The organism is Xanthomonas albilineans, from assembly GCF_002939705.1.
Lineage (GTDB): Bacteria > Pseudomonadota > Gammaproteobacteria > Xanthomonadales > Xanthomonadaceae > Xanthomonas_A > Xanthomonas_A albilineans.
Genome location: NZ_MDCB01000017.1, coordinates 1 through 17694, shown reverse-complemented (window position 1 = coordinate 17694; position 17694 = coordinate 1). Strand labels below are relative to the sequence as shown.

At 65.2% G+C, this 17694-nt stretch carries 15 protein-coding genes; 8 read left to right on the top strand and 7 right to left on the bottom strand.

Annotated features, from left to right (window positions below; translation table 11 throughout):
* Window positions 1-450, top strand: a complete 450-nt coding sequence (locus tag XalbCFBP2523_RS13615) for a hypothetical protein (protein ID WP_045766441.1) — start codon at window positions 1-3, stop codon at window positions 448-450.
* Between the two features lie 102 nt (window positions 451-552).
* Here the strand turns inward: XalbCFBP2523_RS13615 and XalbCFBP2523_RS13610 are convergent, their stop codons facing one another.
* Entirely contained in the window at window positions 553-2784 is a 2232-nt protein-coding gene (locus tag XalbCFBP2523_RS13610) for a S9 family peptidase (RefSeq protein ID WP_045766442.1), read from the bottom strand.
* Window positions 2785-2854: 70 nt separating this feature from the next.
* The gene (locus XalbCFBP2523_RS13605) at window positions 2855-3544 is read right to left on the bottom strand and encodes a glutathione binding-like protein (RefSeq protein ID WP_045766443.1); all 690 of its coding nucleotides are present in this window, start codon (window positions 3542-3544) and stop codon (window positions 2855-2857) included.
* A 114-nt stretch (window positions 3545-3658) separates the two neighbouring features.
* Between XalbCFBP2523_RS13605 and XalbCFBP2523_RS13600 the strand changes: the two genes are divergently transcribed.
* A complete protein-coding gene (locus tag XalbCFBP2523_RS13600) occupies window positions 3659-4267 on the top strand; it encodes a TIGR00645 family protein (protein WP_045766444.1) in 609 nt (202 codons plus the stop codon).
* Between the two features lie 184 nt (window positions 4268-4451).
* Entirely contained in the window at window positions 4452-5468 is a 1017-nt protein-coding gene (locus tag XalbCFBP2523_RS13595) for an energy transducer TonB (RefSeq protein ID WP_045766445.1), read from the top strand.
* A gap of 126 nt (window positions 5469-5594) precedes the next feature.
* On the opposite strand, the gene XalbCFBP2523_RS13590 is transcribed toward XalbCFBP2523_RS13595, so the two are convergent.
* The 4 genes from XalbCFBP2523_RS13590 to XalbCFBP2523_RS13575 all read right to left on the bottom strand — a co-directional run bounded on the left by XalbCFBP2523_RS13590 (window position 5595) and on the right by XalbCFBP2523_RS13575 (window position 9900).
* Window positions 5595-6776 carry an ABC transporter permease gene (locus tag XalbCFBP2523_RS13590; RefSeq protein ID WP_045766446.1) on the bottom strand — a complete coding sequence of 394 codons (1182 nt, stop codon included), beginning with the start codon at window positions 6774-6776 and terminating at the stop codon, window positions 5595-5597.
* Window positions 6773-7519 (bottom strand): ABC transporter ATP-binding protein, encoded by a 747-nt coding sequence (locus tag XalbCFBP2523_RS13585; protein WP_045766447.1) that lies wholly within the window; start codon window positions 7517-7519, stop codon window positions 6773-6775. Before XalbCFBP2523_RS13585 ends, XalbCFBP2523_RS13590 begins: the two co-directional genes overlap by 4 nt.
* A gap of 31 nt (window positions 7520-7550) precedes the next feature.
* Window positions 7551-9065, bottom strand: a complete 1515-nt coding sequence (locus XalbCFBP2523_RS13580; RefSeq protein WP_045766448.1) for an alpha/beta hydrolase — start codon at window positions 9063-9065, stop codon at window positions 7551-7553.
* A 124-nt stretch (window positions 9066-9189) separates the two neighbouring features.
* Entirely contained in the window at window positions 9190-9900 is a 711-nt protein-coding gene (locus XalbCFBP2523_RS13575; RefSeq protein WP_045766845.1) for an FAD-binding oxidoreductase, read from the bottom strand.
* Between the two features lie 137 nt (window positions 9901-10037).
* Here XalbCFBP2523_RS13575 and XalbCFBP2523_RS13570 point away from each other — a divergent pair, with 137 nt between their 5' ends.
* Genes XalbCFBP2523_RS13570 through panE form a run of 3 tightly spaced genes read left to right on the top strand, consistent with a single transcriptional unit; the run spans window position 10038 to window position 12835 of the window.
* On the top strand, window positions 10038-11039 hold the full coding sequence (locus XalbCFBP2523_RS13570; RefSeq protein ID WP_045766449.1) for an ABC transporter ATP-binding protein: 1002 nt from the start codon (window positions 10038-10040) through the stop codon (window positions 11037-11039).
* A gap of 16 nt (window positions 11040-11055) precedes the next feature.
* Window positions 11056-11871 (top strand): ABC transporter permease, encoded by an 816-nt coding sequence (locus tag XalbCFBP2523_RS13565; protein WP_045757737.1) that lies wholly within the window; start codon window positions 11056-11058, stop codon window positions 11869-11871.
* Window positions 11872-11890: 19 nt separating this feature from the next.
* Window positions 11891-12835, top strand: a complete 945-nt coding sequence (gene panE, locus XalbCFBP2523_RS13560; protein ID WP_045766450.1) for a 2-dehydropantoate 2-reductase — start codon at window positions 11891-11893, stop codon at window positions 12833-12835.
* Between the two features lie 145 nt (window positions 12836-12980).
* On the opposite strand, the gene XalbCFBP2523_RS13555 is transcribed toward panE, so the two are convergent.
* On the bottom strand, window positions 12981-13778 hold the full coding sequence (locus XalbCFBP2523_RS13555; RefSeq protein WP_045766451.1) for a TatD family hydrolase: 798 nt from the start codon (window positions 13776-13778) through the stop codon (window positions 12981-12983).
* A 98-nt stretch (window positions 13779-13876) separates the two neighbouring features.
* Here XalbCFBP2523_RS13555 and hrpB point away from each other — a divergent pair, with 98 nt between their 5' ends.
* Complete coding sequence (gene hrpB, locus XalbCFBP2523_RS13550) at window positions 13877-16474, top strand: ATP-dependent helicase HrpB (RefSeq protein WP_045766452.1); 2598 nt, start codon at window positions 13877-13879, stop codon at window positions 16472-16474.
* Between the two features lie 236 nt (window positions 16475-16710).
* The gene (locus XalbCFBP2523_RS13545) at window positions 16711-17124 is read left to right on the top strand and encodes a hypothetical protein (protein ID WP_045757057.1); all 414 of its coding nucleotides are present in this window, start codon (window positions 16711-16713) and stop codon (window positions 17122-17124) included.
* Window positions 17125-17694: the final 570 nt, after the last annotated feature.

Below are 17694 nucleotides of genomic sequence, written 5' to 3'. Positions count from 1 at the left end.
ATGCACGTCCGTCCGTTGTTGCCGCTGGCCCTGCTGTTCGCGCTGGCCGGCTGCGCCAGTTCTTCCAAAGTGATGGTCGGTGCGGCGCGTCCAGCAATCGACCCGGCGCTGGTGCAGATTTACTCGACCCCACCCGCGGGCGCGGTCGATATCGCCCAGTTGGAAGCCTCCAGTGCGGCAGGCTTCGGGACCCAGGGCCAGACCGACGCGGCGCTGGCACGACTCAAACAGGAGGCGGCCAAACTCGGTGCCAACGGCGTGGTGCTGATAGGCGTGAGTTCGCAACGTTCAGGAGGCGGCGTCTCGCTCGGCGGCGGCAGCTATGGCGGCCACGTCGGCGGCGGCCTGGGCATCGGCATCCCGACCACGCAAAAACGCGCCGCCGGCATGGCGATCTGGGTACCGCCAGGCGCAGGCAAACCAGCCACTGCGCCACCGGCAGGGCGATGAAGCGGACGGCGTCGCCAGCGATCCGAACCGGTCGCTGACCCGGCAAACAGCCACATCGGGGTCGGCATCGAACCGCACCTGCAACTTCGTGTGCGCGTGACCTCAGGGTTTCAGGCAACGCGCCAGGAACGCCTCGGTGGTGCGGTAGCGATGCAGGGCATTGGTGCCGGACAGGCCGTGCTTGGCGCCGGGATAGGTCATCAGCTCGAACAGCTTGCCGCGCTTTTGCAACTCACTCATCAGCGAGGTGGAATTGGCGAACAGCACGTTGTCGTCCGCCATGCCGTGGATCAGCAGCAAAGGCGAGGTCAGGCCATCCAGATGCGCGGCCACGCGACCGTCGCGATAGCCGTCCGGATTGGCTGCCGGCAGATTCATGTAGCGCTCGGTGTAGTGGCTGTCGTACAGCGCCCAATCGGTAACCGGCGCACCCGCCACACCGCACGCGTAGGCGTCGCTGTGCTTGGCCAGCAGCATCAGCGTCATATAGCCGCCATTGGACCAGCCGTACACGCCGATATGCGCCGCATCCACCCATGGCTGCGCCTTCAACCAGGCAATGCCGCGCAGTTGGTCGTCCACTTCCACCGTGCCCTGGCGCGCATACAGTGCGCCGCCGAAGTCGCGGCCGCGGCGCGGCGTGCCGCGATTGTCGAGCGAGAACACCACGTAGCCGTGCTGGGCCAGATACTGGTCGAACATGTCATCGCCACGGCCGGGCCAGCTATCGAGCACGGTCTGCGCCGCCGGACCGCCGTAGACGTGGACCACCACCGGGTAGCGCTTGCTCGGATCGAAACCAGCCGGCTTGATCAGCAGGTAGTGCAATAGCGTCTTGCCATCAGCCGCGGTCGTGCTGCCGAACTCGACCGGGCGCTGCGCATCGCGATACTTGGCAAAGGGATGTTGTGGATCGGCCAAGTCGTTGACCAGGAGCGTGGCGATTTTCTCGCCATTGGCGCGAAACAACCCAATCTGCGGTGGCGTGGTGGTGTTGGACCAGCTATCGACGTAGACGCTGGCGTTGGTGGCGAAACTGGCCGCATGCATACCGTCGGGTTGCGACAGCCGTTCGATCGCGCCACCAGCCAACGGCACGGCATAGACATTGGCCTGGGTCGGCGATTCCTTGGTCCCGGAGAAATAGACCTTGCCGACGTTCTCGTCCACTGCGAGCAATGCGTCCACGACCCATTCGCCCTGCGTGAGGGGATGCAAGGTGCGGCCATCTTCCGAAGCCAGGTACAGGTGCTCGTAACCACTACGCTCCGAACCCCAGACGAAGCGCCCGTCCTTGAGGAAGTGCAGGTCGTTGGTGAGCGGCACCCAGGTCTTGCTGGTCTCGGTGACCAGTACGCGCTGCTTGCCGTTGGCCAGCGTGGTTTCGATCAATTCCAGTCGTTTCTGGTCGCGCGACTGGCGCTGAAAGGTCAGCCGTTGCGGATCGCGCCAGTCCACCCGCGCCAAATAGATATCCGGGTTCTTGCCCAGGTCGATCCACTGCGGCTGCGTGCCCGCGTGCGGCGCGATCACGCCCAGCTTGACCTTGACGTTGGGCTGCCCGGCCTGCGGATAGCGCTGTTCCACCACCTCGCTGTGGTCGGCGTAGACCTCCTGACGTTTCTGCACCGGCACATCGGTTTCGTCGATGCGCGCGAAGGCGACCGCCGAGTCGTCCGGCGCCCACCAGTAGCCGGTGTGGCGGTCCATTTCCTCATCGGCGACGAATTCGGCCACACCATTGCCGATGGTCTGGCTGCCGTCGTGGGTCAGCGGATATTGCTGGCCGCTGGCCAGATCGATCACCCACAGATTGCGCCCACGCACGAAGCTCACGTAGCCGCCCTTGGGCGATATCCTCGGATCGGTGGCGAAACCTTCGCCATGGGTGAGCTTGCGCACCGCGGCGCTGCCGGTCTTGGACAAATCGTACAGATACAGTTCGCCACCCAGTGGGAACAGCAACGCGCGCGCATCCGGCGCCCACTGGTATTCGACGATGCCGGTGTAGGCCGCGATGCGCTGACGCTCGCGCCGTGCTTTTTCTTCGTCGCTCAGGGTCTCGGCGCCAGGCAGCACCAGCTTGGAATCGACCAGCAAGCGGGTCTGGCCGCTGGCGATGTCGTACTCCCACAGGTCAAGCTGGTTGCGGTTGCTGTCCTTGCCGCGCAGGAAGGTCACGCGCGAGCCATCCGGCGCCACTTTGGGTTTCATCAGCGTCGGCCCGGACAGCGGCTTGCTGCCGGTGATGGCCTCCAGGGTCAGTTTTTCGGCATGTGCGGGGACGAGAGGCATGGCAAGCACGAGGGCGAGGGCGGCGAACAGAGAGCGCATGAAGGTTCCTGATGGAGCAGCAAGCGCAGGGATGATGCGCGTGCGCAGAGCATTTGAGAAGTGCGCCAGCTCAGCGTTGGCCGAACAATTGCTTGCGCTCGGCCTCGCTCAGCGGCTTGCCGGCGTTGGGGTTGACCCGCTCCTTCAACGCATAGGCGCGTTGCGTTGCCGGACGCGCGGCAATCGCAGCGTGCCAGCGTTGCAGGTGCTGAAATGCCGCGTAGTCCGGCATCAGCCCGTTGTATACCTCGATCCACGGGTAGCTCGCCATGTCGGCGATGCCGTACTCCTCGCCAGCCAGATACGCGCTGTGCGCCAGACGCGTGTCGAGTACGCCGTGCAGACGCCGTACCTCGTTGCCATAGCGCTCGATCGCATAGCCGATCTTTTCCGGCGCATAGACGTTGAAATGGCCCATCTGTCCGGTCATCGGGCCAAGACCGGCCATTTGCCAGAACAGCCATTGCAATGCGACGCTGCGCCGACGCGGATCGTTCGGCAGAAAACGGCCAGTCTTCTCGGCCAGATACAGCAAGATCGCGCCGGACTCGAACACGTGCTGCGGCGCGCCACCATCGGCCGGCGCATGATCGACGATGGCCGGTATCTTGTTGTTCGGCGAAATCGACAAAAACGCGGGTTGGAACTGGTCCCCAGCGCCAATGTTGACTGGCTTGAGCGTGTAATCGAGCCCGGCCTCCTCAAGGAACAGGGTGATCTTGTGCCCGTTGGGCGTCGGCCAGTAATACAGATCGATCATGAGGGCAGTCCTGTCCTGGAGAGGAACTCGCAGTGTAGCCGCCGCCTGCGCTTGGCAGCATTGCCGCAGGCCGGGTAACCTGAGCGTTTGACGCAACGCGACATTCATACCCCCATGACGCCCCAGCGCCCGCACCCCCGCCTTAGTCCACTGTCCAGCCTGATCTTCGCCTCGCGCTGGCTGCAATTGCCGCTATACCTGGGATTGATCGTGGCCCAGGGCGTGTACGTTTTTCTATTCGGCAAAGAACTGTGGCACCTGATCCACGAAGCGCCGAGCCTGAGCGAGCAGCAAATCATGCTGATCGTGCTGGCCCTGATCGATGTGGTGATGATCTCCAACCTGCTGGTGATGGTAATCGTCGGTGGCTACGAAACCTTTGTCTCGCGGTTGCGCCTGGAAGGCCATCCCGACCAGCCGGAATGGCTGAGCCACGTCAACGCCAGCGTGCTGAAGGTGAAGCTCGCGCTGTCGATTATCGGCATCTCTTCGATCCACCTGCTCAAGACCTTCATCGCCGTCGGTGCGCTCGGCGCTATGCCGCTGTGTTCACCGGATCAATTAGCGAGTGCCGCAGCGACAGTGGACCTGAAAAGCTGCGCGACGCTGACACAGGCCGGAGTGATGTGGCAGGCCATCATCCATGCCATCTTTATCCTATCGGCGATCGGCATCGCCTGGACCGACCGGCTGATGGCCTCGCCAGCGAAACCAGCGCACTGACCAGCGTGCCCGGGATCACGCTTTTTTCCGCCACCCGGCGAGAACGGGCACGCATGCAAACCAGCGGATGCTAGATTGACTCACGCAGTGCACTGACGGCACGGGGAATGGAAATGCCGTCGCAAACACGCCAGCAACACCATTGGCATCGTTACATCGTCACCATCGGGGATCAAAGAAAAGCATGCCGCACGACACCACATTCGCCAGGACGCGCCGCATCGTAGCGATCCTGCTGCTGGCCGCGCTGACGGCGTGTTCCAAACAAGAAGAGGCCGCGCCCGACGCCACACCGGCCCCCACTGCGGCAAGTGCGCCGGAAATGCCCGCGGTATCGAGCAAAGTGCAATCGATGGACACCGAGCAGTTGCACGCCTCGGCTAGCCAGGCGCTACGCGAGAACCGCATGTATGCACCCGCCGGCAACAACGCCGTCGAATACTACCTGGCGCTACGCGACAAGCAACCAGACGATGCCGGGGTGAAGAGCGCACTGACCGATTTGATGCCGTACACCTTGATCGCCGCCGAGCAGAGCATCAACCGCGAGGATTTCGCCGAAGCCGAGCGCCTCATCGGCTTGATCGAGAAGATGGACAGCCAAGCACCGGCCTTGCCACGGCTCAAACAGGGCGTGAGCAAAGGCATGCAGACCGTGGCACAGCGCAGCCAGGAGGAAGCCGTAAAAGCAAAGAAAGCCGCCGAAGAGAAAACCAAACTGGCGAGCGAGCAACAGAAACAGGCGCAAGCGCAGACCAGCCAGGCGCAGGTGTCGCCACAGATGGCAGAGCAGCAGGAGGCCGCACACCGCGAAAGCGCGCGCCAGGAAACACCACGCCAGCTCGCGCCTAGCGCCACGGCTGCCGCGCACCAACCAGCAGCGCAGCAGCAACAAGCCGCGACGCTGGCTCCATCGCCGACGCCCGCGGCACCCACGGCCAGCGCACAGACGTTGCGTCCGATCAGCACTCCGGCGCCTCGCTATCCGCCAGAAGCGCTGCGCTCGGCCATCGCCGGCGAAGTGCTGGTGGAGATCACCGTCGGCACCGATGGCGCGGTCACCAACGCGCGCGTGTTGCGTTCCACCCCGGCGCATGTGTTCGACCACGAGGCGTTGAGCGCGACCAAGCGCTGGCGCTTCGAGCCAGTCAGCGCACCGGTCACCACGCGACGCACACTGGCCTTCAATCCCGGCGGTTGAGCCAACGTGCGCGCCATCGATGTGCGCGCACACAATCAATGCCGGGCCATACATGCCAACGACACCAAGGCACGCAAACCCCACGACCACGTCCGAGGCACGCGGCCGCATCCGCTCAACCGTTTCTCATCCGGCAATCGCCAACTGCTCCTGACGGTAACGGCGGACCGCAGCCAACCACAGCACTGCGGCGAGGCCGAAACCGGCGACCAAGTACACCGCCCAGATCTGCGGGCCGATCGGCTCGCGACGGATGATCTTCAACAACATCTGGTTCTGCGCCAGGAACGGCACCGCGAACTGCCATGGCATGGTTTTCAACGGATACACCATCAGCGCGTAACCGGGCAGCATCGGCAATAGCATCAGCCAGGTCATGTGACTCTGCGCCTCCTTCATGCTCTTGGCCGCTGCGGCAAGCACGGTCAGCAGCGAGGTCCCGATGAACAACATCGGCAACAGCACGAACAGCATCTGCAACATGGCCACGACACTGACGTTGAGTTGCTGGCCGATGCCGCTGGCGACTTGCGCGCTGAGCTTGAACGCGAGCAAGGTCAACAGCAGCGAAACCAGACCGACCACGCAGGCGGCGGCGATCTTGCCACTGACGATCGCGCTGCGCGAGGCCGGCGTGGCCAGCAATGGCTCCAGCGACTGCCGCTCGCGCTCGCCGGCGGTGGCGTCGAGAATCAGGTGGGCACCACCGATGAACGAGGTAATGGTCAACAGCACCGGCAGCAACATCGCCAGCAACGCCGCACGCTTGGCTTCGGGCGTGGCCAGGTCCTGGGTGGCCACGTCCAGCGGCCGCGCGACCTGCGCGTCGATACCACGCGCCATCAACCGCAGCGCGCCGACCTGCTGGCTGTACATGCTGAGCGCCGCCTGCACCCGGGTGGTCGGGATATCGGCATCGCGGCGGGTGCTGTCCTTGATGATCTCCACCAGCGCCGGGCGTCCCTGGTGCCAGGCGTTCGGATAGTCCTCGTCGATCTTCAACACCAGATCCACAGCTTGACTGCGGATCGCCTCGGTCAGGTCCTTGGGCGGTGCGACCGCATTCAATCCCTGCATGGCGAGGAACGCCACTAGGTTCGGCGCACGCTCGCGGCCGATCACCGGAATGTCCAGCGGTTTGTCGATCTGCGTGCGGACCCGGCTCTCGGCCAGCGCCCCCATTCCCAGAATCAGCGTCGGGTAGAGCAGCGGGCCGACCAACAAGGCCAGCGCCAAGGTGCGACGATCGCGCGCGAGATCGCGCAGTTCCTTGCGCATCACGGTGAATACGGTATGGAGCAGGCTCATGCGTGCAATCCCTCCTCGCTGCCGATCGCCTTGACGAAGGCATCTTCCAGATTGTCCTCGCCGGTCAGGGCGCGTAGCTCGTCAGCGGTGCCCGCGGCCACCACCGTGCCGTTGGCGACGATAACGATGCGATCGCACAGCGCCGCCACCTCCTGCATGATGTGGCTGGAAAAGATCACGCAGCGTCCCTGCGCGCGCAGTCCGCGCAAGAAACCGCGTAGCGCGCGGGTCGTCATGACGTCCAGGCCGTTGGTGGGTTCGTCGAGAATCACATTGCGCGGATCGTGGACCAGCGCGCGCGCGATCGCGGTCTTGGTCCGCTGCCCCTGGCTGAAGCCTTCGGTCTGACGGTCGAGGATGTCGTCCATGTCCAGCGCCGCCGACAACAGCCGCGTGCGCTCGACAATGCGCGCCGCCGACAAACCATGCAGTTCGCCGAAGTAAGCGATGTTCTCGCGCGCGGTCAAGCGCTTGTACACGCCACGCGCGTCCGGCAGCACACCCAGCGCGCGCCGCACCGCCAACGGATCATGAGCGACGTCGATGCCGTCCACGCGCACCTGGCCCTGATCGGGCGCCATCAGCGTATAGAGCATGCGCAAGGTCGTGGTCTTGCCAGCGCCATTGGGACCGAGCAAACCGGTGATCTGGCCGTCCGCGGCCTCGAAACTGACACCTTGCACCGCCTGCACGATACCGGCCTTGGTCTTGAACGCCTTATGCAAGTCATCGACGACGATCATGCACGGCTCTCCCGATCGAATGATGCGTAGCTCATGGCTCCCATCCATTGAATGAAGTGAAAGCCGGCACGCCGCGCATCGCGTCCAGGCAGCTGGCATCGAGATGCTTGGCATCGGCGGTTTCGAAGAAGCGGCCCAGCAACTTGGGCATGCAGCCCAGGGTCATGGTGCCGTGCCCCTGTCCGCGCAGCAGCAGATGGCGGCCGTTGGGTAGACCGCGTAGCACACGCTCGGCGTAGCGCGGTGGGGTTACCGGATCCAGTTCGCCCGAGGTCAGTAACACCGGCAGGTTGGAGATCAACGGCGCGGTGAAATCGGCAGGACGGGGGCCCGTCGGCCAGGCGGGGCAGGCCGCGAAGAACATCCGCGCCACCTCCGGCCCGAGCAGGGTGTCGTGCCTGGCCGGTTCGCGGTAACGGTCGGCGTCTTCGGCGCAGATCACCGACCACTGCATGCCACGGTTTATTTGATCCTGCATCTGCGAACCCATCATCCGTGCCAGGGACATCAACGGGGCATAGCGCCCGTGGGCGGCCTCGTCCAGGGTCAGCGGCAGCAACGCCGAAGTCTGCGGCGCATAGGAGAAGGAAAACGCCAGACTGGTGACAGTGTCGGCAGTGACCCGGTCGTGCGTACTCTGCCCACTGGCCGGATCGCGATAGTCCACCTCCACCGGCGTCTGCCGCAGCCGCTCCACCACCGTGCGCAACTGCATGCGCGTATCGACCGGGAAGCGTTTGGCACACGCCGGCGTGGCCTTGCACTGCTGTGCCTGCAAGGTGATTGCATCTTCGAAGGTGGTGGCGAATTCGCCGCCGACCACCAGATCGTTTGGCACCACGCCGTCGAGTACCACACTGCGCACATGCGCCGCATAGCCACGCGCGTACTGCTGGGCGACACGGGTACCGTAGGAGCCACCGATGAGATTGATCTTGTCCGCGCCCAGCGCTGCGCGCACCGCATCCAGATCGGCAATCGCCCGGGTGGTGGTGTAGTCGCGCGGATCGGCGCGGCCTTGGAGCGATTGCGCGCAGCGCCTGGCGTCATCGAGCACTTCGGCAGCGCTGGGCGCGCGCACCAGGTCGGCCGGCGGCAACGCCTTGCCGTCCGCGCCGAGGCAGGTCAACGGATTGGACTGCCCAGTGCCGCGCTGGTCGATCAGGAACACATCGCGACGCTTGCGCGTTTCGTGCAGCGCCAGATCGACAATGTTGGCGACCTGGGTGGCGGCCTGACCCGGGCCGCCGGCCAGAAAGAACACCGGGTCCGGGTCGCTGCTACCCTGCCCCGTGACCGGCAACCAAGCGATGTTGAGCGCGATCTTGCGCCCGTTCGGTGCCTGCGCATTCTCAGCAACCGGCATGCGCGTGCACTGCGCCTCGACGTTGTTAGCGGCGAGCGGATTGGTCAGCGTGCAGGGATGGAAGCGCAGCGCGCCATAGGTACGTCCCGGCGTCTGTGGTGCCGGCGTCTGATTCGCCTGGCAAGCGGCAAGCAACAACGTAGCCGCGACGATCGTCAACGGCGTGGAACGGTATCGCATGGGTCGCATCCTTGAGGTCATGCCGCACAGGATGCCATCCTGGGGCATCAACTCGTTGCTGCGCAACCGCCAGCGTAACGCAGCACCGATGAAAATGGGCCACCGCGCTGCTTCGGCGACACGCTCACTTGCTGCTGACGTACTTCTCGCGACGAATGTGCTGCACCGGCAGACCAGCGTCCTTCAACGCCTCGAAGCAGGCATCGACCATATTCGGGTTGCCGCATAGATACGCGATGTCGCCCTCGGCCTGCGGTGCGAATTCGGGCAACCACTGCTGCACGTATCCATGGCGCACATCGGCATGCGGCGCCTGCGGCAATTCGCGCGAAAAACACGGCACGAAGCGGAAACGCGGATGCGCGTCGGCGAAGGCGCGGAACTCGTCGCCATACAACAACTCGGCCGGGGTACGCGCGCCCAGCAGCAGCACCACCTCCACGCCACGTTCTGCCATCGCCGCCTCCAGCAACGGCAGCATCGAGCGGTACGGGGTGACGCCGGTACCGGTGGCGATGAGCAGATAACGCCGATTGGTCTCGTCCGGTTGCAGACAAAAACGCCCAAAGGGACCGCTGGCCGACAGCTGGCCGCCGATCTCCAGCCCCTCGAACAAGGCGGTGGCCGCGCCACCGGCGACGAAACTGACCGCGATCTCCACCGTCGCATCGGCCGCCTGCGCCGGGTCGTGGCGAGTCGCCAGCGAATAGCTACGCTTGGTCGCGGTGCCATCGGCATAGTGGAAATGCACCTGTACGAACTGGCCTGGCAGGAACGGCAGCGGCTCTCCGTCATCGCGAACGAAGCGGTAATGGCCGACGGATGGCGCCAGCATACGGCGTTCGACCAACTTCAGCGGGAATTGGGCAGGCACGTCGTTGCAACAGTCTATGGCCGTGGGCAACCCCACGCGGTCTTCTATAATACCCGCTGCACTTCTCCAGCGCCGTCGACGCGGCGCGAAGGTTCACTTTGACTCCCGCATCCCCCCTGCCCTCGGATTCGTCAACGCCCGCACTGCGGGTACGCGACCTGCACAAGACCTACGGCAACGGCGTGCAAGCCTTGCGCGGGGTATCGCTGGACGTGATGCCCGGCGACTTCTTCGCCCTGCTTGGCCCCAACGGCGCCGGCAAATCCACCCTGATCGGCATCATCAGCTCGCTGGTCAATCTCAGCGCCGGTCAGGTGGAGGTGTTCGGCACCGACCTGAGCAGCCAGCGCAGCGCCGCAATGCGCCTGATCGGCCTGGTGCCGCAGGAAATCAACTTCAATCTGTTCGAAAAACCGTTCGACATCCTGGTCAACTACGCCGGCTTCTACGGCATGCCGCGCGCCGAGGCCGAACAACTGGCCGAGGCAGAACTGCGCCGCGCGCACCTGTGGGAGAAGGCACAGATGATGAGCCGCACGCTGTCTGGCGGCATGAAGCGACGCCTGATGATCGCCCGCGCGATGATGACCCGGCCACGCCTGCTGATCCTGGACGAACCCACCGCCGGCGTGGACATCGAAATCCGCCGCGACATGTGGCGCGTTTTACGCGAGATCAACGCAGCCGGCACCACCATCATCCTGACCACGCATTACCTGGAGGAAGCGGAGAATCTATGCCGCAACCTGGCGATCATCGACCGGGGCCACATCGTCGAACAAGGCCCGATGCGCACATTGCTGGCCAAACTGGACGTGGAAGGTTTTCTGCTGGACATCGATGGCCAATTGCCAACGCAGTTGCCGACCATCGAAGGCACCACCCTGTTGGCGCAGGACGCGCACACCCTGGACCTGGACATGCCGCGCGCGATGGACCTCAACCGGGTGTTCGCCGCACTCGGCGATGCCGGCATCCGCGTGCGTTCCATGCGCACCAAGAGCAACCGTCTGGAAGAACTGTTCGTCCGCCTCACCGGCGAACACCGCAACGCCGGATCGGGCAATACCGCCGCGCCGCAACCGCCCGCCTCCTCCTGACCACACGGCGACGACCATGACCACGCCTCCCGTATCCCCGCAACGCTTCTCCGATTCAACACCCGCGCAACGCAACTGGGTCGCGCTGCTGACCATCGTGCGCCGCGAGGTCAAGCGTATTCTGCGCATCTGGGGCCAGACCCTGGTGCCGCCCGCGATCACCATGACCCTGTACTTCCTGATCTTCGGCGGGCTCATCGGCTCGCGCATCGGCGAGATGGGCGGCTACAGCTACATGCAATTCATCGTGCCCGGCCTGGTGATGATGAGCGTGATCCAGAACAGTTACGGCAATATCAGCTCCTCGTTCTTCGGCGCCAAGTTCGGTCGCCATGTCGAGGAATTGCTGGTCAGCCCGATGCCCAACTGGGTGATTCTGTGCGGCTATATCGCCGGTGCGGTACTGCGCGGGCTGATGGTCGGAGTGATCGTGCTGATCATCGCCATGTGCTTCACACCGCTGCGCATTCCGCATCCGCTGGTGACCCTGAGCACCGTCCTGTTCGGCGCGACCATCTTCTCCCTGGCCGGCTTCATCAACGCGGTATACGCGAAAAAATTCGACGACATCGCGATCATACCGACCTTCATCCTGACCCCGCTGACCTACCTTGGCGGCGTGTTCTACTCGACCAAACTGCTGCCGGGCTGGGCCGAGGCCGCCACCCACGCCAACCCGATCTTCTACATGGTCAATGCTTTCCGCTATGGCTTGCTTGGCAGCAGCGACGTGCCGCTTTGGGTGGCCTATACGCTGATGCTGGGCTTCGTCGCCGTACTGGCGGCACTGGCGCTGTGGCTGCTGCGACGTGGGGTCGGGTTGCGCAGCTAAAAGGGACGAACAAGACCGCATGCGCATCCTGATCCTCGGCGCCGGTGCGACCGGCGGTTACTTTGGCGGACGTCTGGCACAGGCCGGGGTCGATGTCAGCTTCTTGGTGCGGCCAGCGCGTGCTGCGCAATTGCGCAGCAACGGCTTGCGCATCCACAGTCCGCGTGGCGACGCGACGATCGCGGTGACCGCACTCACCGCCGACACGCTGGCGTCGGTTATCGATGCGCCACCGTTCGATCTGATCCTGCTCAGTTGCAAGGCCTACGACCTGGGCAACGCATTGGAGGCCGTCGTTCCAGCCATGCACACCGATACCAGTGTGCTGCCGATCCTCAATGGCCTACGCCACTATCCGCTGCTGGATACCCGCTTCGGCGGCGAACATGTGCTGGGCGGACTGTGCTTCATCAATGCCGTGCTCGACCACGATGGCACGGTACAACATCTGGCCAAACCCGCATCGCTCACCTTCGGCGAGCGCGATGGACGGGGCAGCGACAGCGCGCGCGTGCGCGCCTTCGCCGCCGCCTGCACGCAGGCGGGGCTGGATCACCTGGCAACACCACGGATCGCACAGGAGCAATGGATCAAGTACACGTTCCTGACCACGCTAGCCGCAGCGACCTGCCTGATGCGCGCGCCAATCGGGGCGATCGTCGCCAGCGATGACGGCGTGGCACTGTTGCGCGGGCTGTATACCGAGTGCATCGCGGTCGCCGAAACAGCCGGCGAGCCGATCCCAGACACGGCGCAGGCCCGCGCGCTGCAGTTGCTGACCCAGCCCGGCTCGCCGATGAAAGCCTCGATGCTGCGCGATCTGGAAGCAGGGCGCCAAGTGGAAGCGCAACACATCGTCGGCGATATGTTGGAGCGTGCCCGCAGCGCCGGTCACGCTGTGCCGCTGCTGATGGCCGCGTACTGCCATCTGCAGGCGTACCAGGCCAGTCTCCCTGAGCGCTAGAACATGCGTTGCACTGGCGCCGCCAGCGGATCGCATCCGAGCGCCAACACAGCGCATGCAGCATCCGAGGCGCCAGCCACTCGTGCATGCGCCTGGTTTGCACAAAGGCGGGAATTGAAAATCGCATTCCGCCCCAAAGGACTGCTCACGCCACGCCCGGCAAACGGAAGAACGCCCGCGCCGCTGCGGTACTGGTCATCGCGGTGGTCGCCACGTCCTCGCCACGGTCGCGCGCCACTTCTTCGGCAATATGCGCAAGAAACGCCGGCTCGTTGCGTCGGTCCTTCGGTGTCGGTTTGAGCGTGCGCGGCAGCAGGTAGGGCGCATCGGTTTCGATCATCAGCCGTGCGGCGGGAATGTGCCGGACCAACCCACGCAAGTGCTCGCCACGACGCTCGTCGCACAGCCAGCCGGTAATGCCGATGTACCAATCGCGATCAAGATAATCGAACAATTCCTCGCGCGTGCCGGTGAAGCAGTGCACCACCGCCGGACCAAGCTTGCCGTCGAACTGGCGCATCAACGCCAGGAAATCGGCATGTGCGTCGCGTTGATGCAGGAACAGCGGCTTGCCGATGTCGGCGGCCAGTTGCAGTTGCCGCTCGAAAGCGCGGTGCTGCGCCGGGCGTGGAGAAAAATCGCGGAAGTAATCCAGCCCGCATTCGCCCACCGCTACCACCTCGGCATGTGCATGCAGCGCGCGCAGCTCGGCATCGCACTCGGCGGTGTATTCCAGCGCATGATGCGGGTGCACGCCGGCGGTGGCGTAGAGCAGGCCGGGATGCTGCTGCGCGAGTTGCAAGGCCAGCGGCGAGTGTTCGCGGCTGGCGCCGGTGACCACCATCTGCGCGACGCCAGCGGCGCGGGCACGCTGCAGCACCGCGTCGCGGTCGCGGTCGAAGGAGGCGTGAGTGAGATTGGCGCCGATATCGATCAAGGTCATACGGATACGCGGAAGATCAGCAAGAAAGCAGACGATTGTACGGGGCCAGGCCGGCACTGCCGCTCTACAGCGGCGCGCCGGCCCCGTATCCTTGGCCGATGACGTCCGCTGTGTTTCCGATCGATCCACTACTGCCGCAGATTCGCGACAGCCTCGCCGCCCACCCGCGCCTGGTGCTGGAAGCCCCGCCCGGCGCCGGCAAGACCACCCAGGTGCCACCGGCATTGCTGGACGTGCCATGGCTACAGGGCCGTCGCATCGTGATGCTGGAACCGCGCCGAGTCGCCGCGCGCAGCGCCGCCACGTTCATGGCCCGACAGCGCGGCGAGGCTCCGGGCGAGACGGTGGGCTACCGCATCCGCTTCGAGAACAAGGTCTCCGCGCGCACCCGCATCGAGGTCGTCACCGAGGGCATCCTGACCCGCATGCTGCAAGACGATCCGCTGCTGGACGGCGTCGGCGCGCTGCTGTTCGACGAGTTCCACGAGCGCCACCTGGCCGCGGACCTGGGCCTGGCGCTGGCGCTGGACGTGCAGGCGCAAGTGCGCGAGGACCTGCGCATCGTGGTGATGTCGGCGACGCTGGACGGCGAGCGCCTGGCGCAGTTCCTCGATGCACCACGGCTGTCCAGCGCCGGACGCAGCTTTCCGGTGGAGATTGCGCATTTCCCGGCACGGCGCGAGGAATCGCTGGAAGCGCAAACGCGCCGCGCCATCGACCACGCGCTACAGCAGCATCCCGGCGATGTGCTGGTGTTCCTGCCCGGGCAACGCGAGATCGCGCGAGTAAAAGCGGCACTGGAAGCAGGCGGGATTGCGACGGGCAGCAGCGCAGATGCCATCGTGACGCATCCGGCGGCGGCCCCGTCAGCACACGATGCTGTACACACTGCGCTCCACATGGGAGCAACTCACGGCGTGGACGTGTTGCCCTTGCACGGCGAGTTGCCGGTCGAGCAGCAAAGCAAGGTCCTGCAAGCCGATCCGCATGGCCGGCGACGCGTGGTGCTGGCGACCAACGTGGCCGAATCGTCGGTCACCCTGCCCGGCGTGCGCGTGGTGATCGACGCGGGGCTGGCACGCGAACCGCATTACGATCCGAACAGCGGTTTCTCGCGTCTGGACGTGACCACCATCGCGCAGGCTTCCGCCGACCAGCGCGCTGGCCGTGCCGGTCGCGTTGCCAGCGGCTGGGCGTATCGGCTATGGCCGCAATCGCAGCGCCTGGAGGCGCAGCGGCGCGCGGAAATCCTGCAAGTGGAACTGGCCAGCCTGGCACTGGAACTGGCCGCCTGGGGTAGCGACGGACTGCACTTCGTCGATCCGCCGCCGGCGGGCGCACTGGCAGCCGCACGCGAACTGCTGCAGCGGCTCGGCGCGCTCGACGCGAACCAGATCATCACCGCCCATGGCAGGCGCATGCTGGCACTCGGCACGCATCCACGCCTGGCGGCGATGCTGTTGGCCGCCACGGATGCGCGCGCGCAAGCATTGGCCTGCGACCTGGCCGCGCTGATCGAGGCGCGCGACCCGCTGCGCCAAGGCGGCGATGCGCTGGCGGCACGTTGGCGCGCGCTGGCCGCATTCCGTCGCGGCCGCGTGCCGCACGATGCCAACCGTGGCGGCCTGGCCGCAATCGACGCGGCCGCCACGCAATGGCGGCGGCGCCTGCGTGGCAATGCCGTCGCGCCGGAGAGCGTGGACGCGCATGTACTGGGCGACCTGCTCGCCCACGCGTTTCCCGACCGTATCGGCGTGCGCCACCCGCACGATCCGCTGCGCTATCTGCTCGCAAACGGACGCAGCGCGCGCCTGTTCGAACACAGCGAGCTGCGCGGCGAACCCTGGCTGGTCGCCACCGAACTGCGTCACGAGGCCAAGGACGCATTGCTGCTGCGCGCCGCGCCAGTGGACGAAACTTCTCTGCGTGCACAGTTTCCGCAACGATTCGTGCAACAAGACGTGGTGCGCTGGGATGCCGAACGGCGTGCGCTGAGCGCGCTGCGCGAAAGCCGCTTCGATCGCATCGTGCTCGACAGCCGCCCTGCCGGTCGCGTCGACCCGGCGCATGCGGCGACGGCACTGACCGAAGCGGTGCGCGAACTGGGCTTGCAAGTCCTGCCGTGGAGCGAGGACCTGCGGCAATGGCGTGCGCGCGTGGCCGGGCTGCGCGCGTGGATGCCGGAACTGGATCTGCCGGATCTGAGCGATACAGCGCTGCTGGACAGCCTGGAGGACTGGCTGCGTCCGGCCTTCGTCGGCAAGACCCGGCTCGACGCACTCGGCGAGGACGCGCTCGCCGAGGCATTGAAAACACGCCTGCCGTGGGACCGACGCCAAGCCATCGACCGCCACGCCCCCACGCGCATCGCCGTGCCATCGGGCATGGAGCGGCGCATCGACTACGCGCTGGACCACGCCGGCCAACCACAGCCACCGGTACTAGCGGTCAAACTACAGGAACTGTTCGGACTGGCCGACACCCCACGTATCGCCGACAGTCGCGTGCCGCTGGTACTGCACCTGCTCTCGCCCGGCGGACGCCCACTGCAAGTCACCCAAGACCTGCGCAACTTCTGGTCCAACACTTACCCGGAAGTGAAAAAGGAAATGAAGGGCCGTTATCCGCGCCATCCGTGGCCGGACGACCCCTGGACCGCCACCGCCAGCCACCGCGCTAAACCGCGCGGCACTTAGCGTCGCTAACAAAACGACTGCGGCGCTGCCGGACGAGCGCGGACAGTGATCGGAATCCTCATGTACCACCTGTCACCCAACGGCAATTGGCGAGGTTTTGCAAGCCACTTTCAGCACGTGATCGGTTGCGCGCAACGGCATTCAGCCCGCAGACCCATCGGGATCACAGCGCTAACGTGCTGTATACGGTGTGCGAGGGAGACTACGCCTCTTCCTTCCTGCACGTAGGAACGCCCATGAGCAAGCTGACCATCATCACCGACCGCGCCCTGGATCTTGCCAGCCACGCCGGCGACAGCCTCAAGCATCTCGGCCCGCAGGCAAACAAGTGGCTACAGTCGGGCATGACCATCGGCGCAATCAAGGCCGGCGCGGCGCTAGGCGCGGTGAAGACCGGCGGCAAGGCCACGCGCAATGCAGTGCGCCGCAATCCGGCATTGGCGATCGCAGCGGCAGCGGTGGGCGTGGGCTTGATCGGTTATGCCATCTATCGCAAGCGCCAGCGCGACAAGACCGCGCCCATCGAGGGCAAGGCACAGCGCATCGAAACCGAAACCACCAAGCAAAGCAACGGCGGCACGCGGCGCAGCGCATCGGCCACGCACCGCGTGCGTCGTCGCAGGACCGCACAGGACGCCACCGAGCAATAAGCCGCACCGTCGCGACATCGCCCGGCCGCACCAAGACACGGCGCCGCGACCGGGCCATCCCACGGGATGGCGTTTTGTGCGCACAGCGGCTGCCAAGCCTAGCGACGACCTCCGCAGCGATCCACCACGCCTGCCTACGACGGATCGCCACGCACACCATCGGGCTGCTGAGTCATGTTCAGCGCCGCCAGTGCAGATTCGATGGCGGAGGTAAAGGTTTCCGAAGCAAGACCAATCTGGTTGTTCAGGCCGGTACGCGCCTGCGCGCCTGGGTATGGATTGCGTGAGTCGTTCGCCCAGGTAATGTTGCAGCGACTGGCCGGGCTTGAGGTCTGCGCCGGCGAGCAGTCGATAGATTGCTACCCAGCGTGGGAAACTTTTTGGGAAATCGGGCGTGAGGGATGCTGCAACGCCTTGCGGCGGGTGAAGTCGTCGGCGCGGTGCGGTTCAGCGCACGGCTGTCCATGCGGCATACCTAGATGACCTTCGATTACCGCCTACAGCTTCATGACCAGCCCCTGCCCTTGCATCTGCGCCGCGCGCTGGGCCAGCATCGCCTGCTCGGCGAGG